The 13,902-nt window shown below is 71.1% G+C and carries 13 protein-coding genes and 1 pseudogene; all 14 read left to right on the top strand.

The features are described from left to right. Positions 1 to 125: 125 nt before the first annotated feature. The 14 genes and pseudogenes from OYE22_RS31100 to OYE22_RS31035 all read left to right on the top strand — a co-directional run bounded on the left by OYE22_RS31100 (position 126) and on the right by OYE22_RS31035 (position 13,637). Positions 126 to 1,271 carry a C40 family peptidase gene (locus OYE22_RS31100; RefSeq protein WP_277324408.1) on the top strand — a complete coding sequence of 382 codons (1,146 nt, stop codon included), beginning with the start codon at positions 126 to 128 and terminating at the stop codon, positions 1,269 to 1,271. A 72-nt stretch (positions 1,272 to 1,343) separates the two neighbouring features. After that, positions 1,344 to 1,649: a DUF6112 family protein gene (locus OYE22_RS31095; protein WP_277323516.1), complete on the top strand. Its 306-nt coding sequence runs from the start codon at positions 1,344 to 1,346 to the stop codon at positions 1,647 to 1,649. Continuing rightward, positions 1,649 to 2,338, top strand: coding sequence for a hypothetical protein (locus OYE22_RS31090; protein WP_277323515.1), 690 nt, complete (start codon positions 1,649 to 1,651; stop codon positions 2,336 to 2,338). Before OYE22_RS31095 ends, OYE22_RS31090 begins: the two co-directional genes overlap by 1 nt. Positions 2,339 to 2,365: 27 nt before the next feature. Beyond that, positions 2,366 to 3,781, top strand: coding sequence for an ATP-binding protein (locus OYE22_RS31085; RefSeq protein WP_277323514.1), 1,416 nt, complete (start codon positions 2,366 to 2,368; stop codon positions 3,779 to 3,781). A 101-nt stretch (positions 3,782 to 3,882) separates the two neighbouring features. Beyond that, entirely contained in the window at positions 3,883 to 5,346 is a 1,464-nt protein-coding gene (locus OYE22_RS31080) for an SCO6880 family protein (protein ID WP_277323513.1), read from the top strand. A 35-nt stretch (positions 5,347 to 5,381) separates the two neighbouring features. After that, positions 5,382 to 5,834 carry a DUF6238 family protein gene (locus OYE22_RS31075; protein WP_277323512.1) on the top strand — a complete coding sequence of 151 codons (453 nt, stop codon included), beginning with the start codon at positions 5,382 to 5,384 and terminating at the stop codon, positions 5,832 to 5,834. Positions 5,835 to 5,860: 26 nt separating this feature from the next. Then, positions 5,861 to 7,366, top strand: a complete 1,506-nt coding sequence (locus OYE22_RS31070; RefSeq protein ID WP_277323511.1) for an ATP-binding protein — start codon at positions 5,861 to 5,863, stop codon at positions 7,364 to 7,366. Between the two features lie 106 nt (positions 7,367 to 7,472). Next, entirely contained in the window at positions 7,473 to 8,087 is a 615-nt protein-coding gene (locus OYE22_RS31065) for a hypothetical protein (RefSeq protein WP_277323510.1), read from the top strand. Positions 8,088 to 8,295: 208 nt separating this feature from the next. Beyond that, entirely contained in the window at positions 8,296 to 9,057 is a 762-nt protein-coding gene (locus OYE22_RS31060) for a hypothetical protein (RefSeq protein ID WP_277323509.1), read from the top strand. 24 nt (positions 9,058 to 9,081) lie between these two features. Continuing rightward, positions 9,082 to 9,579, top strand: a complete 498-nt coding sequence (locus OYE22_RS31055) for a hypothetical protein (protein WP_277323508.1) — start codon at positions 9,082 to 9,084, stop codon at positions 9,577 to 9,579. An 18-nt stretch (positions 9,580 to 9,597) separates the two neighbouring features. After that, complete coding sequence (locus OYE22_RS31050; RefSeq protein ID WP_277323507.1) at positions 9,598 to 10,335, top strand: hypothetical protein; 738 nt, start codon at positions 9,598 to 9,600, stop codon at positions 10,333 to 10,335. 120 nt (positions 10,336 to 10,455) lie between these two features. After that, positions 10,456 to 12,244, top strand: a pseudogene (locus OYE22_RS31045) (TraM recognition domain-containing protein). Then, entirely contained in the window at positions 12,241 to 12,471 is a 231-nt protein-coding gene (locus OYE22_RS31040; RefSeq protein ID WP_277323506.1) for a hypothetical protein, read from the top strand. The pseudogene OYE22_RS31045 and the gene OYE22_RS31040 overlap by 4 nt, the downstream one beginning before the upstream one ends. Continuing rightward, positions 12,468 to 13,637 (top strand): DnaB-like helicase N-terminal domain-containing protein, encoded by a 1,170-nt coding sequence (locus OYE22_RS31035; protein ID WP_277323505.1) that lies wholly within the window; start codon positions 12,468 to 12,470, stop codon positions 13,635 to 13,637. The genes OYE22_RS31040 and OYE22_RS31035 overlap by 4 nt, the downstream gene beginning before the upstream one ends. Positions 13,638 to 13,902: the final 265 nt, after the last annotated feature.

Here is a 13,902-nt window from a genome sequence, read left to right as displayed (position 1 = left end):
GCCGGCACCGCGCCTCCTACGAACCCGTAAGGAGACGCTGCCATGCCGCATGCCCGGATACCCCCGCCCGCCGCCCCGGCACCGTTGCCCGGTTGCTACCTGCGCCCGGCGAGGCGGCGGAGGCGGTGAAGAAGACCACCGGGGCCGTCCTGGGGCTCTTCGCGTGCGGTCCGCTCCTGCTGATCGTGCCGATCCTCGCCATTGGCGCCGGCACCGCCACCGCCTCGTGCTCCAGCACGGACACACGAGGCGTAGACAGCTCGGCCGTCTCCGCGCAGGTGAAGAAGATCCTCGACGGTGGCAGCGCGGAGGCGGTGTCCGTGCCGGGGTTGGATGATCCGGCCGAGCAGGTGCCCCACGCGAAGGCGATCCAGGCCACCGGCGTCGCGATGAACATCCCCGCCCGAGGCCAGATCGTGGCCCTGGCCACGGCCCTACAGGAGAGCGGCCTGCGCAACCTGACCTACGGCGACCGTGACTCACTGGGCCTCTTCCAGCAGCGCCCCTCCCAGGGCTGGGGCACCGCCGAGGAGATCCTGAACCCGGTGCACTCCTCGACCACGTTCTACGAGGCGCTGGAGAAGGTGCCGGGCTGGCAGTCGCTGTCGGTCACCCAGGCCGCCCAGGCCGTGCAGAGGTCGGGCTTCCCCGAGGCTTACGCCAGGTGGGAACCCTTGGCCACCGCCCTGCAACAGGCCATCGAACCTCTACTCTCCAAGGCCGGCGAGGCGTCGCCCGACCCCTCACCTTCTGGGTCTGCCGGCTCCAACACCTCTTCGCCCGGCGCCCCAGGTGGCTGTGCGGCGGACGGAGACGGGACCGACTTCGGGACGATCCCGCCCGGCGCGGTGCCGGCCGAGTACAAGATCCCCGCCGATGCTCCGGCGACGGTGCAGACAGCGATCCGCTGGGCCTTGGGCCAGCTCGACACGCCGTACCAGTGGGGCGGGAGCTGCACCGACTCCCACGGGCCCGACCCGATGGGGCGCTGCGACTGCTCGTCGCTGATGCAGCAGGCGTACAAGGCCGCCGGCATCACCCTGACGCGTACGACATACACACAGGTCGGAGAGGGCAAGGCGGTGTCGGCCGACGCGCTGCGGCCAGGTGATCTCCTCTTCACCCGGGGGACGGCCGAGGTGCCCGAGCACGTGGGCATGTTTATCGGTCAAGGCTTGATCATCAACGCGCCGCACACCGGGGACGTGGTGCGCATCGCGACCCTCGCGTCCTGGAAGTCGCAAATCCTCGCGGTCCGCCGAGTCGTCTAACCCGCCCCTCCCGCCTCTTCTCGCCTCGCCCAGTCGTGCTTCAGCACTCATCGATTCGAACGGACGTTCGCCATGTTCTCTGCCTCGCAATCCATTCAGCTCGCCTACGATCCCGCGATCACACCCAGCGGAGGTGGTCTGCCGGGCCTGTTCGTCCTTCGGCAGGTGATCGGCTCCGTGAACCTGTTCTGCCTCATCGCCGTGGTCGGAGCGCTCGCCGTCAGCGCAGGGGTGTGGGCGTGGGGGCACCACTCCGGTGGTCACCAGGCGGAGGCCAACGGCAAGAAGGGCGTGCTGGTCAGCGCTGGCGCGGCCCTGCTGCTCGGGGCGGCCAACGGCGTCGTCTCGTTCTTCAGCTCGCTGGGGGCGCAGGTCTAGTGAAGCCCTCTGAACCTGCCAAGACGGGCACCTTCGCCTCTTCGGTCGTACGCCGCCGGGTGCTGCTCGGCACCACGGTCCTGGCCATCCTCGTCACCATCGCCGGGCTCGCCGCCTACCTCACCCGCGGCGACAGGACGCCCCAGGAGGCAGGGACACCGAAGTCGACTGCGACGTCCCCCACCTCACCAACGCCGACAGCCTCAACACCCAACAGGCGTGCCGGCGTCCTGCCCACCCCGCCGAAGACGCATGACCCGATCGCTTTCGCGAAGGCGGCGGCAGCCGCGTTGTGGTCCTACGACACGCGGACCTCCTCTCAGGTCGAGGCGCTCCGGGCGATGCGTGCGTGGTTGACCAAGGAGTCCAGGTACGCCGATGCCGCGTCGGTCGAGGCACTCGTCCCCACGCCAGCGCTGTGGAAGCAGATGGCTGCCAACGGCCAGTTCGCCACCGCCACCGTGCACGAGGGGCACTTCCCCGCCTCCTTCACACGGGCCCTTCAGACGGACCCCGGGGCGATCACCGACGCCTACCTCTACGCCGTCACGGTCTCCGGCAAGCAGTCGATCGCCTGGAAGGGCTCGCCGGCAGGCGGCGCCGAGAGCCGCGCCACCACCCTCGCGGTCCAGTGCCGTCCCTCCCGCCCGTGCGCGTTGGCCGGTGTGCTGCCGGCCGTCGCGCCCTGACCCGCACCTACGAACGGAGGTAGCGCCATGGGAGTCTGCGAGATGCCCCTGATGGGCAGCGTCTGCGACGCCGTCGACTTCGTCACCAATCCGGCCGGGACCGTCACCGACGGCATCGGGGCGTGGATCGCGAAGTCCGCCGGCGAACTGGCCGCCAGCGCCGCGGACCTGGCCGTGAAGGCAGTCGACACGACCACGGCCATCGATCTCAACGCTCGCTGGTTCCGCGAGAACTACGAACTGCTGCTGCCCATCGGTCTCACCCTGACCGTCGGCACCTTCTGCATCCAGTTGCTCTCAGCCGCCTGGCGGCGCGACGAGCGGGCCCTGGCCCAAGCCGGCATGGGCACAATGATCGGGGTCCTGTTCTCCTTCTGCGCCATCGCGTTCACCTCGGTGGCGATCACGGTGGTCGACGCCTTGTCCGCCGGGTTGTTCCAGGCAGCCAACACCTCGCTTCCCGACGCGATCCGCCGGGTCGTCAAGGTCAGCCAGTTGGGGGCGATGTTCGGCCTAGGCTGGGCCGTGCCGGCGGTGGTCGCGGTCGGCTTCACCATCGGGGCATTCCTGTACTGGGGTGTCATGGTCGCCCGCAAGGTCGGCGTGCTCATCCTCGTGGCCCTGGCGGTCTTCGCCGGCTCGGGGGGCGGCTGGGAGGTCGCCAAGCGGTGGCGCCGCGGGTGGATCGAGGCCACCGCCACCCTGGTCGTCTCGAAACTGCTGATGAGCGTGGTCTTCCTGATCGGCGTCAGCGCGATGGGCCAGTCGGACAGCGACGACGGTATGGCCGCGTTGTCCGACGCCATGGCCGGCATCGTCGTCATGGCGCTGGTGCTCTTCTGCCCGTACATCACCTACAAGTTCGTGCACTGGGCCACCGACAGCGGCGGCCACGACGACCTGCACCGCTCCGGCATCGCCGGCTTCGCCGCCCCCGCCGCAGCCGCGAAGGGCGCGGCCACCCTGGCGCTCCAGGCCAACATGGGCGCCCCCGCTCCACAGGGTCCGAGCAAAGTCCCGGGGGCCGGTGGGAACGGTGTTGCCTCCGGCATCAACCCGGCCGGCGCCCACCTCAGCAAGGAAGGCATCAACACCGGTCCTGGCAAGCCGCCGACCAGCTTCCGATACGGCGAGAATTCCAACGCCCCCGGTGACAGGGGCCGGTCCCTGATCCAGCGTCCCGGACTTCCCCCGCTGATCACCCATCCCGGCGCGACCACGCCGGGAGCGCAGGCGGGCGCCGGGGCAGGCTCCGCCGATGCGCCCGCAAGCGCCTCGCTTCCGGGCAGCGAGATGGAGCGCACGGGCGCCGCAAGCACTGATGGCCCTGCTTCCGGCTCGGTGATCGATCCCGTCGCACCGGCGCCACCGGCCACTGGGACGACCGGCTCCGCCGCCTCGTCGAACTGGGTCTACCCGAACCCGCCGCCATCGGGGCCCTGACCGACCACGTACCTGGGGTGGGCCGCTACCGCGCGGCCCGCCCCAGGAACAGGGCCGCTCCGTGCCCACTTCTCCGTTCGCTCTCGCCGTCTGGAACCCTCATGTCTGACAAGACCCCGGCCACGGCCACCGTGAAGTTCCCGCACCGCAGCAGGCGCGGCATCCTGCTGGGCCTGACCGTCCCCCAGCTCGTCCTCGCCGCTCTCGCCGGCCTTCTCCTGCTCATCGTGATCATCACCGGTGGCGTGGTCAGCGCTCTCCAGCTCGTACCGCTGTGGGCGGTCATCGCGTTGGTGGTGTTCGTACGTCACCGCGGTCGGTCGCTGGCAGACTGGGCGCCCGTCGTAGCCCGCTACCTCCTGCGCCGCATCCGCGGTCAGCTCATGTGGCTGACCCGCCCCTCCCACCGCCCGACCCGCGAGGGACTGCTCCACCTACCGGGTACGGCAGCCAGCCTGCGCGTGGTCACCGCCCCGGGCGGCCGGTACGGCGCGGTCCACAACCCCCACGCCGGCACGCTGACCGCCGTCGTCAAGGTCACCTCTCGCGCCTACGCCCTCCTGGACCCCGGCACCCAGAGCGCCAACGTGGCCGGCTGGGGCCGTGCGCTGGCAGCGCTCGCCCGCACCGGTCAGGTCGCCCGCGTCCAGGTCATCGAACGCACCGTCCCCGACTCCGGTGACGCGCTGCGCCGGTACTGGGAAGAACACGGCAACCCCGACACGCCCGTGGCCGGCGCCATCTACAGCGAACTGATCCAGAGCGCGGGGCCGACCGCGGCACCGCACGAGGCGTACGTCGCGGTGTCGCTGGACTCCAAGGCCGCGCGACGCCTGATCAACCAGGCAGGAGGCGGCCTGACCGGAGCGTTCAGCGTGCTCGCCCAGTTGATCTCGACCTTCGACCAGGCCGCGCGCACCGCCGGCCTCAACCCCACCGGCTGGCTCAGCGCCCGCGAGATCGCGGCCGTGGTGCGCACGGCCTACGACCCCAGGGCCAGCACCGCGCTGGACCGCTGGTCCACCACCGGGCGCCCCGAGGCCGAGCCGTCCGCCGCAGGCCCCGTGGTGGTGGTCGAGAAGGCGGACCACCTCGCGACCGACTCCGCCGTCCACGCCACGTACTGGGTGGAGAACTGGCCCAGGGTCGAGACGTCGGCCGGCTTCCTGCACCAGGTCCTGTTCACCGCCGGGGTCCGCCGCACGCTCTCCCTCTCCTACGCCCCCAAGGCGCTGGACGCGGCCCTGCGCGACGTACAGCGCAAGAAGGCCAGCGTGATCGCCGACTCCGCGGAGCGGGCCCGGCGAGGGCAGGTCGACTCCGAGGCGAACGCGATCGAGTACCAGGACATCAAGTCCCGTGAGCGTGAGCTCATCGCCGGCCACGCGGACGTCGCCCTGACCGGCCTGCTGACCGTCTCCGCCGACACCGAGGAGGAACTCCGTGCCGCGTGCGCGGTCGTGGAGACCGCGGCCGTCGGGGCCCAGCTCGACCTTCGACCGCTGACCTGGCAGCAGGCCGAGGCGTTCACCGCCGCCGCCATGCCCCTCGCCCTCGCCGTCTGATGCCCGCCGTACGCCCCGTCGAAAGAGCACCGCCCATGTCCCGCACCGCCAGTACAACCGCGCAGGACTTCGTGCCCTTCGCCACCGCAGCGCTCGACTTCCATCGCGCGCTCAACCTCCCCGGCGGCCCGCTCGTCACCACCCGCGCCGAGTTGGACGCCCTGCACGACCACCTCATCTCACTGCACGGCCTCCTCGACGCCCACACCCTGCGCGTCGGAGGGCTCGTACCGGCTGAAGGCGAGCAGCTCAGCGTCGCCCGCACCCGCATCTGGCAGGCCGCCGACCACCTCCACGCCGCCTTCCACGCCGCACCTCACCCGGACTCCGGGGACATGCCTGGCCCCGAGGCGTGCCGGGTGGGTCTGCCCGAGGGCGCGCCCCAGTTGACCATCTGTCAGCGCCACCAACGCGCCGCGCACCTGGCACGCCGCCGCACCACCCCCACCGACCTGCACGCCCCCTTCACCGGCCTCCTCCGCCGCTGACCGACCGCATTTCTGGAGAATCGTTCATGCCGCGTATCCGCGCCAGTGCCTCCCACCTGTTCGTCCCCCATGGGGCCTCGCGTGCCGAGCAGCGCGCGGCCCGTGTCGGATGCGCCGAGGCCCGTCGCCAAGCCCGCCTGGCCGGCGCACCGCCCAAGCGCCCCGTCGAGGAGGCCCTCGACCCGCGCCTGCGCCCTGTCTACCCGCCCTCCGGGCGCTCCGGCCCGTCTGCGGCCCGGGGTGGCAAGCTTCGGCTGCCTGCCCATCGCATGACCACCGCCACCGTCAGCGGCGCCTACCCCTTCCTCGCGGAGGGTGGTCTGGGTGCCGAGGGGATCTTCATCGGCCGTGACGTCCACGCCGAGGCCGCGTTCTGCTACGACCCCTTCTCCCTCTACGGCAGCGGGCGGATCGAGGGCTTCACCAACCCCAACGCCGTGCTCGCCGGGATCATCGGGATGGGCAAGTCCGCTCTGGCCAAGTCGATCGCCACCCGCGCCATCGCCCACGGCTACCGCGTCTACGTCCCCTGCGACCCCAAGGGCGAATGGACGGCGGTCGCCCACGCGCTCGGTGGATACAGCATCGCGTTGGGTCCGGGCCTGCCCGGCAGGCTGAACCCTCTGGACGCTCCGGCCCGGCCCACCTCGGTAAGCGAGGTCGACTGGTCGACTGAGGTCCGTAAGCGCCGTCTCCTGCTCCTGGCGGGTCTGGCGCGCACTGTCCTCAAGCGGGATCTGCTGCCCATGGAGCACACCGCGCTCGACCTCGCCCTCGACCTGGTCGTTGCCGAAGCCGACGCGCGTGGCACGGTGCCCTTGCTGGGCGAGATCGCGCACACGCTCGGCTCGCCCGAGCGCCTCGACCGGGCCCTCGGCGATCACGCAGGGCGCATGGGTGGCGCCGCGCAGGACCTCGCGCACGCCCTGCGCCGGCTGGTGCACGGAGACCTGAGCGGCATGTTCGATGCCCCCAGCACCGTGACGTTCGACCCGAGCACGCCGATGCTCTCCATCGACCTCTCCCGCCTCGGCGGCTCCGGCGACGACACCGCACTCGTCCTCGCCATGACCTGCGCCAGCGCGTGGATGGAGTCCGCACTCGCCGACCCGACCGGGGGCCGACGCTGGGTGATCTACGACGAGGCGTGGCGCGTCATGCGCCACGTCGGCCTGCTGGAACGCATGCAGAGCCAGTGGAAACTCTCCCGTGGACTCGGCATCGCGAACCTGATGATCATCCACCGGCTCAGTGACCTGCTCAGCGCGGGCGACGCCGGCTCCCGCGGGCGAGTACTCGCCGAGGGCCTCCTCGCCGACTGCTCCACCCGCATCATCTACCGCCAGGAACCCGACCAACTCTCCGCTGCCGCTTCGCTGCTGGGACTGACCGGAGTTGAGACCCAGGCGGTGTCCGCCCTCACCAAGGGCCGAGGACTGTGGAAGGTCGCCGGCAGGAGCTTCATCACCCAACACATCCTGCACCCGACCGAGCGCGAACTCTTCGACACCGACGCCCGCATGACCGCCTGAGCCAGCAGCACATACCGGAAACAGGAACCCCGCTATGCCCACTCCACACCGCCCCCCTACGCCTGACGAGAACCCTCTGGCGTGGCGGCGGCACATCCCGACGCTGGTGGTCGCCGCAGCCCGGATCAAGCAGGTCTCCGACGCCTGGGACACGGCCACGCCCGCCTTCCGCAACCACGGGGGCCGGTTCGCCGATATGCGGCACGGCGCGAGCGAAGCCGAGGTCAAGCGCAACGCGCAAGCGTGGGAGCACATCGAGGTGTTCCTCGACCACGGCCCCGAGGTTCTGGTCGGCGTCCGTCACACCACCAAGGGCGCCGACTACGTCGAGGCACCGATCAGCGAAGACCTTCGACGGCTATGCGGAATCGACACCACCCTGAAGCGGGCAGGCCAGATCCGCACCGAATGGGACCAGGTCATGGCACTCATGGACGCCTCGCTCCCCGGCTCGCGAGAGCTGTACGCCAGTCGAGCCCAGGAGATTCGCAACGCCGAAGGCTGGAGGTACGCGAAGGAGCTTGCCTACCGGGGGCCAGCACTGGTCCGAGTCGCGGACTACCTGGCCGGTCGGGCGGACTCCGAACCGTCGTCGCGAGCCGAACGCGCCCAGGTGGCGCTGAAACGTTCAGGCCCCGATTCAGGCAATCACGCGGTCTCAACCGCTGCGATCCCCACGCCACCCACGGCGAGCCCGGCCGTCGCACGCCGTTCCCGTTGACACCCCCAGCACCGAATGCCGGCAGAGCCAAACCGCCCGATCTCCAGATCCTTATCCGGCCCCGCGCCTCCTCCTCCTCCCCCCCCCGCATTTCCCGCCCCCCTCGGCCGATGACCGCCAACCACCTCGGAGTTCCTCATCTCCCGCACCAGAACCATCCCCGCTCCTGACCGCCCGTATCCCCGAGCCCATACCGGATGGATTCACCATGCCCAGCCCCGATCACGACGCCGTACCCGACATCGCACTCGGCCACCACCCCGACTACGGCATCGTCGCCACCAACCCCAAACGCCTCGCGGCCGGCGCGTGGCTGTTGGAAGGGTTCGGCTTCCGCCCTGTCCCGGGTGAGCCGACGCTGTACGCACTGACCGCCCAGCAGGACGACGGTCCCAGCCGCGCCACCCAGACCGTCGCGCTGCTCCGCAAGGCCGGCTACCAGGTCCACACGGACGCCGCGTTTGACCCCGCGCTGGTCACCGTCACCGCTCCCGTCAAGGACCGGCCCCTCCTCATGGAACCCGACGTCGCCTTCGCGGAGCATCCGCAGCTCGGGATCGTCGCGGCCATCGATGACCGGCCCTCCGCCCTCGGCGGCGGACCCATCCTCGAAGAGCACGGCTGGCGGCACAGCCCGCCGCTGGACATCTACCTGCTGCCCGCCGCCATCGATCGCGGCGAGGCAATGGAGAGGCTCGCCAGCGCCACGCTGTCGATGCAGCGATCCGCTCTCCACGTCGCAGTGGACCCCCGCCTCGCCCAGGACGTGATGGCCCGCCACAGTCCCGCGCCCGGCGCAGCCGCAGCCCACGGCCACAGTCAGGGCCTCATCCAGGAGTCGCCTACCGGCGCCATCGCGCGCGCCGCTCCTCGCGCCTCCCGCACCGGCACCGCGGCCACCGCCCCGGCCCCGGTAGCCGCGGTGAGCCGGCCGGTCGACCCACGCATCGCCTTCTCCCGCAGCCGCTGACCCATCCCCGTAAGGACCCCCCTCATGGCCGTGAAGACCACCTGGACGATCACTCACTCCTGCGGCCACCAGGTCGACCGTGACCTCGCCGACCGGCCGGCCGACTGCCGCGCGGGCTTCGCCCGGTGGCTCACCCGTCAGGAGTGCACCACCTGCTGGCGGGCTGCCAGGAACGAGAGCGAGCAGGACCGGGCTGCCTGGCTGGCGGCCAAGCGGGCGCAGGAGCAGGCCGAAGCCGAAATCTGGTCGAAGCAGTACCGGATGCCCCCGCTGGAAGGGAGCGAGCGCGCCATCTCCTGGGGCGTGTGCTGCCGCCACCAGCTCATGACGGCCGCGTACGCCGCGCTGGTCTCGGAGGGCGAGACCAGCGAGGCGCAGTGGGAGGGCGTCGAGGAGGCCGCTCGCACCGTCTCCCGCGCCGGCTGGTGGATCGACCAGCGCTCCTCCGAACCTGAGGACCTCGCCGAGTTGCTCCGGGCCACCACCGACAGCGACCGCTCAACGGAGAACCCGTACCTCTGACCGTCCCAGGAGTTCCACGTGCCCGCTCCCTCTATCACCATCACAGCCGAGCCCAGCGGCAGCGTCGTCGCGCGGGGCGCCAGCGACGACCTGTCCGCCATGCTCCTCAAGCACGCCGGCTTCCAGCAGATCCAGGACTGGTACGGCCGGCGCCACCGCCTGCCCACCACCACCCCGCCCACCGACCGGGCCGCCATCGCCTCCCACGCGGCCCAGATGCTGCGCGCCGCCCGCTACGACGTCAACCTCGCTCCCACTCTCGACACGACCCGCCTGAACACTCCCGCCAACCCCCTCGGGCCCTACACCGCCGGAGCGGAGATCCTCCGCATCACGGACCGCATCAGGGCAGCCGAGAGCGGGCCCGAACTCCAACAGGCCGTCGACCACCTCCTACACCCTGAGCACGGCGCCGTCGAGCGGGTCCGTGAAGCGCTGGAAGCGGTGTACGAGCAGATCTCCGACCTCGACGACGCGGCGTACGTGCTCGCCGATCAATTCGGGCAGGCCGCGGAGTTCGTCGGCATGGCACAGCCAGAACTCGCCGGCTACCAGGACGAGCTGCACGGCGTGGGCGCGGCCCAACAGTTCGCGCCCGACACACGGGCGCCATCGGCACAGCTACCTGGTTCCCGAAGTGCCGCCCTGGCCACCTCTCCCGCGGCCGGCAAGGCCAACGTCGCCTCGCCACGCAGTACCGAAGCGCCGCGCATTGGCCCGTCCGCGCCCCCGGCCCCTCCTTCGCGCGCCCGGTAGCTGGGGCCGCCCCTTCCGCCCCGCCCGTCTCTCCCGGACAGGAGTCCTCGTCGTGATCACCACAAGAGCGTCGCGTGCCCCGCCACCTCGATCGCCCGCGCTCATCTCCAGGACCTTCTCATGCCCCCACCACGCACCAGCGCTCCCTCAGCCACCACCGGGACCGACGCGCTCCTCTACCTCCTCTTCGCCAGCCTCGGGCTCGCGTTCGCCTTCGCCTCGCTGGCCTGGCTGACCGGCAACATCAGCAACACCCTCCTCGGCAGCGGATCTTGGGCACCGTTCCAGGTCACTAACACACTGCTACACCCCGGGCGGCTGTGGCCCCACCTGTCCCCCACCGGGCTACTGGTCGGCGCACGGATCATCCCCGCCCTGCTGGCCCTGGCCCTCCTCGCCTTCAGCCTGACGCTGTGGGCACGGATACGCGGTGGCACGCGCAGCGGCCTCGCCCGCAAGCGCGACCTGGCCCCGCTGTTGGACAAGGAGATCACCGCCAAGGCCACGAGCCTGCGGCCCTCGCTCGCCGGCCGGGAGCGTAAAAGAGGTCGCGCCCGCCGATCGCGGCATCCTGCTGGGCACCCTGCCCCCGGGCCGGGCGCAGGTTCGTGCGTCCTGGGAGGACGTGATCGTCGCGATCATGGCCCCGCGCAGCGGGAAGACCTCGGGGCTGGCGATCCCCGCGATCCTCGCGGCCCCCGGCCCGGTGTTGCTGACCTCGAACAAGGCAGCCAACGACGCCTTCACCGCAACGGTGGACGCTCGCGCCGAAGTCGGCACAGTGTGGGCCCTGGACCCGCAGCAGATCGCCCACCACCCACGCCGGATGTGGTGGGACATCCTGGCCGACGCCCGCGACCTGGCAGGAGCCAAACGCCTTGCGGGTCACTTCGTCACCGCCAGCGTGGACGAGTCCAACAGCTCCGACTTCTGGTCCGCCGCCGCCAGCAACACCCTGGGCGCCCTGTTCCTGGCCGCCGCCAGCCACCGGCGCCCGATCACCGACGTCCTGGCCTGGCTCGCTACCCCCGCCGACCGCACCCCCGTCGACCTGCTCACCGACGCCGGCCACCACGCGGTCGCCGCACAACTCCAGGGCACCGTCTCCGGCGCCACCGAGACCCGCGACGGCATCTACGAAACCGCCCGGCAGTACGCGAGTTGCCTGCTCGACCCCGACGTCGCCGCCTGGGTCACACCCAGCCAGGACCTTCCCGAGTTCAAGCCGTTTGCGTTCGCCACCTCCCGCGACACCCTCTACCTCCTGAGCAAGGACGGCGGCGGCAGCGCGAGCGCGATCATCGCCGCGGCAGCGGATGCCGTGATGCGCGCCGCCGTGGTCGTCGCCGAACGCTCCGGCGGGCGCCTGGACCCTCCCGCCCTGTGTGTCCTCGACGAAGCCGCGAACGTCTGCAAAATCTCCGACCTGCCGGACCTCTACAGCCATCTGGGCAGCCGCGGCGTCATCCCGATGACGATCCTGCAGTCCTACCGGCAGGGCCAACGGTGCTGGGGCGAGACCGGCATGGACGCCCTCTGGTCCGCTGCCACCATCAAGATCGTCGGATCGGGCATCGACGACGCCGACTTCGCCGACCGGCTCAGCCGACAGGTCGGCGACCACGATGTGCAGACCACCTCGGTGTCGACCAGCGAGGGCGGCAAGTCCACCTCGGTGAGCATGCGCACCGAGCGGATCCTGCCGCCCGACGCCATCCGGGCCCTCCCCAAGGGCAAGGCGCTGCTCCTGGCCACCGGCATCCGCATCGCCATGCTCGACCTCCGGCCCTGGTACGAGGAACCCTCCGCCAAGGTGATCGGCCCGGCCTCCGCCCGCGCGACCAAGGCGATCACCGAACGGGCTATCGCGAAGACCCACGGCCACGACGACTTCGGGCTCTCGGCATGAGCACACCCACCCCGCGCCCCGGACGGTTCACCCGCTCACCGGTCGTTCTACGCGACGGACAGTGGTGGCTGGTCAGCCGGGCCGGCTCGATACTCGCCACCGACCCCACCTTCACCAGCGCGCTGGACGGCTACGCACAGGCGATAGTCGCCGCCGATCAAGCGGTCGCCGACCTCCGCGCCCGGGAGAGCGAATCTCCCCCGCGTGATACAGGGGGGCAGCGATGACCCCGCTGCTGAGCGCGGAGCAGGCGCTGATCGGTTCCGTACTGCTCGACCCGGGTCAGCTCTCGCACCTTGACTGGCTCGCGCCAGATCACTTCTACCTGCCAGCCCACCAGGCCCTGTTCGCCGCGCTGCGCAAGCTCCGGGACGATGCCCATCCCGCGCTGTATCAACAGCCCGTGCCGTTGTCCTGGATGAGCGATGCGGTCGACGAGGCCAGCACCCACGTACGGGGGCTGACCTCAACGTACGCCCACACCCTGGTCGCGGCCTGCCCGCGCCCCGCGCACGCTCCGTTATACGGCCGCATGGTGCTGGAGGGCGCGATCCATCGCAGCATCACCGAACACGCGATCCGCCTTCACCAGGCGGCCCGCGCCGACGCCCTGCAGGGCAACGTCGAGGGAGCCCTGCACTACGCGGACGTGCTTGCCGGCGTGCTCAGCGATCTCGCACAGCGGTGGGGTACCGAACCTCGCCCGACCACGCCTTCCACTCCGCCGGCCAACGTCCCGGCCATGCCACCGCCAATCCGTGTAGACCAGGTCGCCGAGGACGAGCGGTTCCTTCTAGCCGTCCTCACCGAGCAGCCGAAGGCCATGGACGAGGTGGTCGGCTGGCTGCGGCCTGGCGACTTCGCCGACCCCGCCCACGGGCAGCTCTACCGCTGCCTCGGCGCGCTGCACCACCGAGGTGAGCCCATCGATCGAGTCACCTTGCTCTGGGAGGCCCAGCGGCGCGGGCTTCTGGCCGACGGCACACTGTCCGGCGACCAGTTCACCGCCATCTGCGACAGCGTGGGACCGGGCAGCGCCGAGTGGCTCGGCGAGTTGGTTATGCGCTCGTCGGTCACCCGTACAGCAGCCACCTCCGCGCATACCATCAGGGCCCTGGCAGAGAACGAGGCTCTAGCCCCCGGGCGGCTCATCAGTCACGCACTGCACGCACTCGGTCCACTCGACGAAGTGCGGGCCCGCTGGCAGGCAGCGGACGGCCGCCCCGCACCGACGCCCACCACACCGACTCCCTCGCCAGCCGGACCGCCCCCCGCGCGGGTACACGCCGCGCTCGCCCGCAGCACACCGCGCCCATTCACGCCTTCCCCGGCCCGGCCTCCTTCTGCCCCCAGCCTCGCCGCCATGCGACCGCTCTCTCGCGGACACGGCTGAACACTCCCCTCGCTCGACCTCTCCCTTGGGATACACCGTGAACAAGACAGAGCACCTCCGCCACCAGCCCGATGCCCGGGAAGCTGCGACGCGGGTGGCGGATGACGCGCTCAGCATGGCGAGCACCGCCCTACGCGAAGCCACCGACCCCCTGCACGCCGCGTCGGTGACGGTCTCGCCCGCGTTCGCGCGGCTGCGGGGAGCCCAAGGCCGATCCGCGACCGCGGCTCCCCCGTTCGCCGCGCCTCCGCCGACTGCCCCGGGA

It is taken from the genome of Streptomyces sp. 71268 (assembly GCF_029392895.1).
GTDB lineage: Bacteria > Actinomycetota > Actinomycetes > Streptomycetales > Streptomycetaceae > Streptomyces.
This window is presented reverse-complemented; position numbering and strand designations above follow the sequence as displayed.

What these genes read in the sequence shown, in the direction of transcription:
- OYE22_RS31095 (WP_277323516.1), top strand. Translation starts at nt 1,344, where the DNA reads ATGTTCTCTGCCTCGCAATCCATTCAGCTCGCCTACGATCCCGCGATC.
- OYE22_RS31085 (WP_277323514.1), top strand. Translation starts at nt 2,366, where the DNA reads ATGGGAGTCTGCGAGATGCCCCTGATGGGCAGCGTCTGCGACGCCGTC.
- OYE22_RS31080 (WP_277323513.1), top strand. Translation starts at nt 3,883, where the DNA reads ATGTCTGACAAGACCCCGGCCACGGCCACCGTGAAGTTCCCGCACCGC.
- OYE22_RS31075 (WP_277323512.1), top strand. Translation starts at nt 5,382, where the DNA reads ATGTCCCGCACCGCCAGTACAACCGCGCAGGACTTCGTGCCCTTCGCC.
- OYE22_RS31070 (WP_277323511.1), top strand. Translation starts at nt 5,861, where the DNA reads ATGCCGCGTATCCGCGCCAGTGCCTCCCACCTGTTCGTCCCCCATGGG.
- OYE22_RS31060 (WP_277323509.1), top strand. Translation starts at nt 8,296, where the DNA reads ATGCCCAGCCCCGATCACGACGCCGTACCCGACATCGCACTCGGCCAC.
- OYE22_RS31055 (WP_277323508.1), top strand. Translation starts at nt 9,082, where the DNA reads ATGGCCGTGAAGACCACCTGGACGATCACTCACTCCTGCGGCCACCAG.
- OYE22_RS31040 (WP_277323506.1), top strand. Translation starts at nt 12,241, where the DNA reads ATGAGCACACCCACCCCGCGCCCCGGACGGTTCACCCGCTCACCGGTC.
- OYE22_RS31035 (WP_277323505.1), top strand. Translation starts at nt 12,468, where the DNA reads ATGACCCCGCTGCTGAGCGCGGAGCAGGCGCTGATCGGTTCCGTACTG.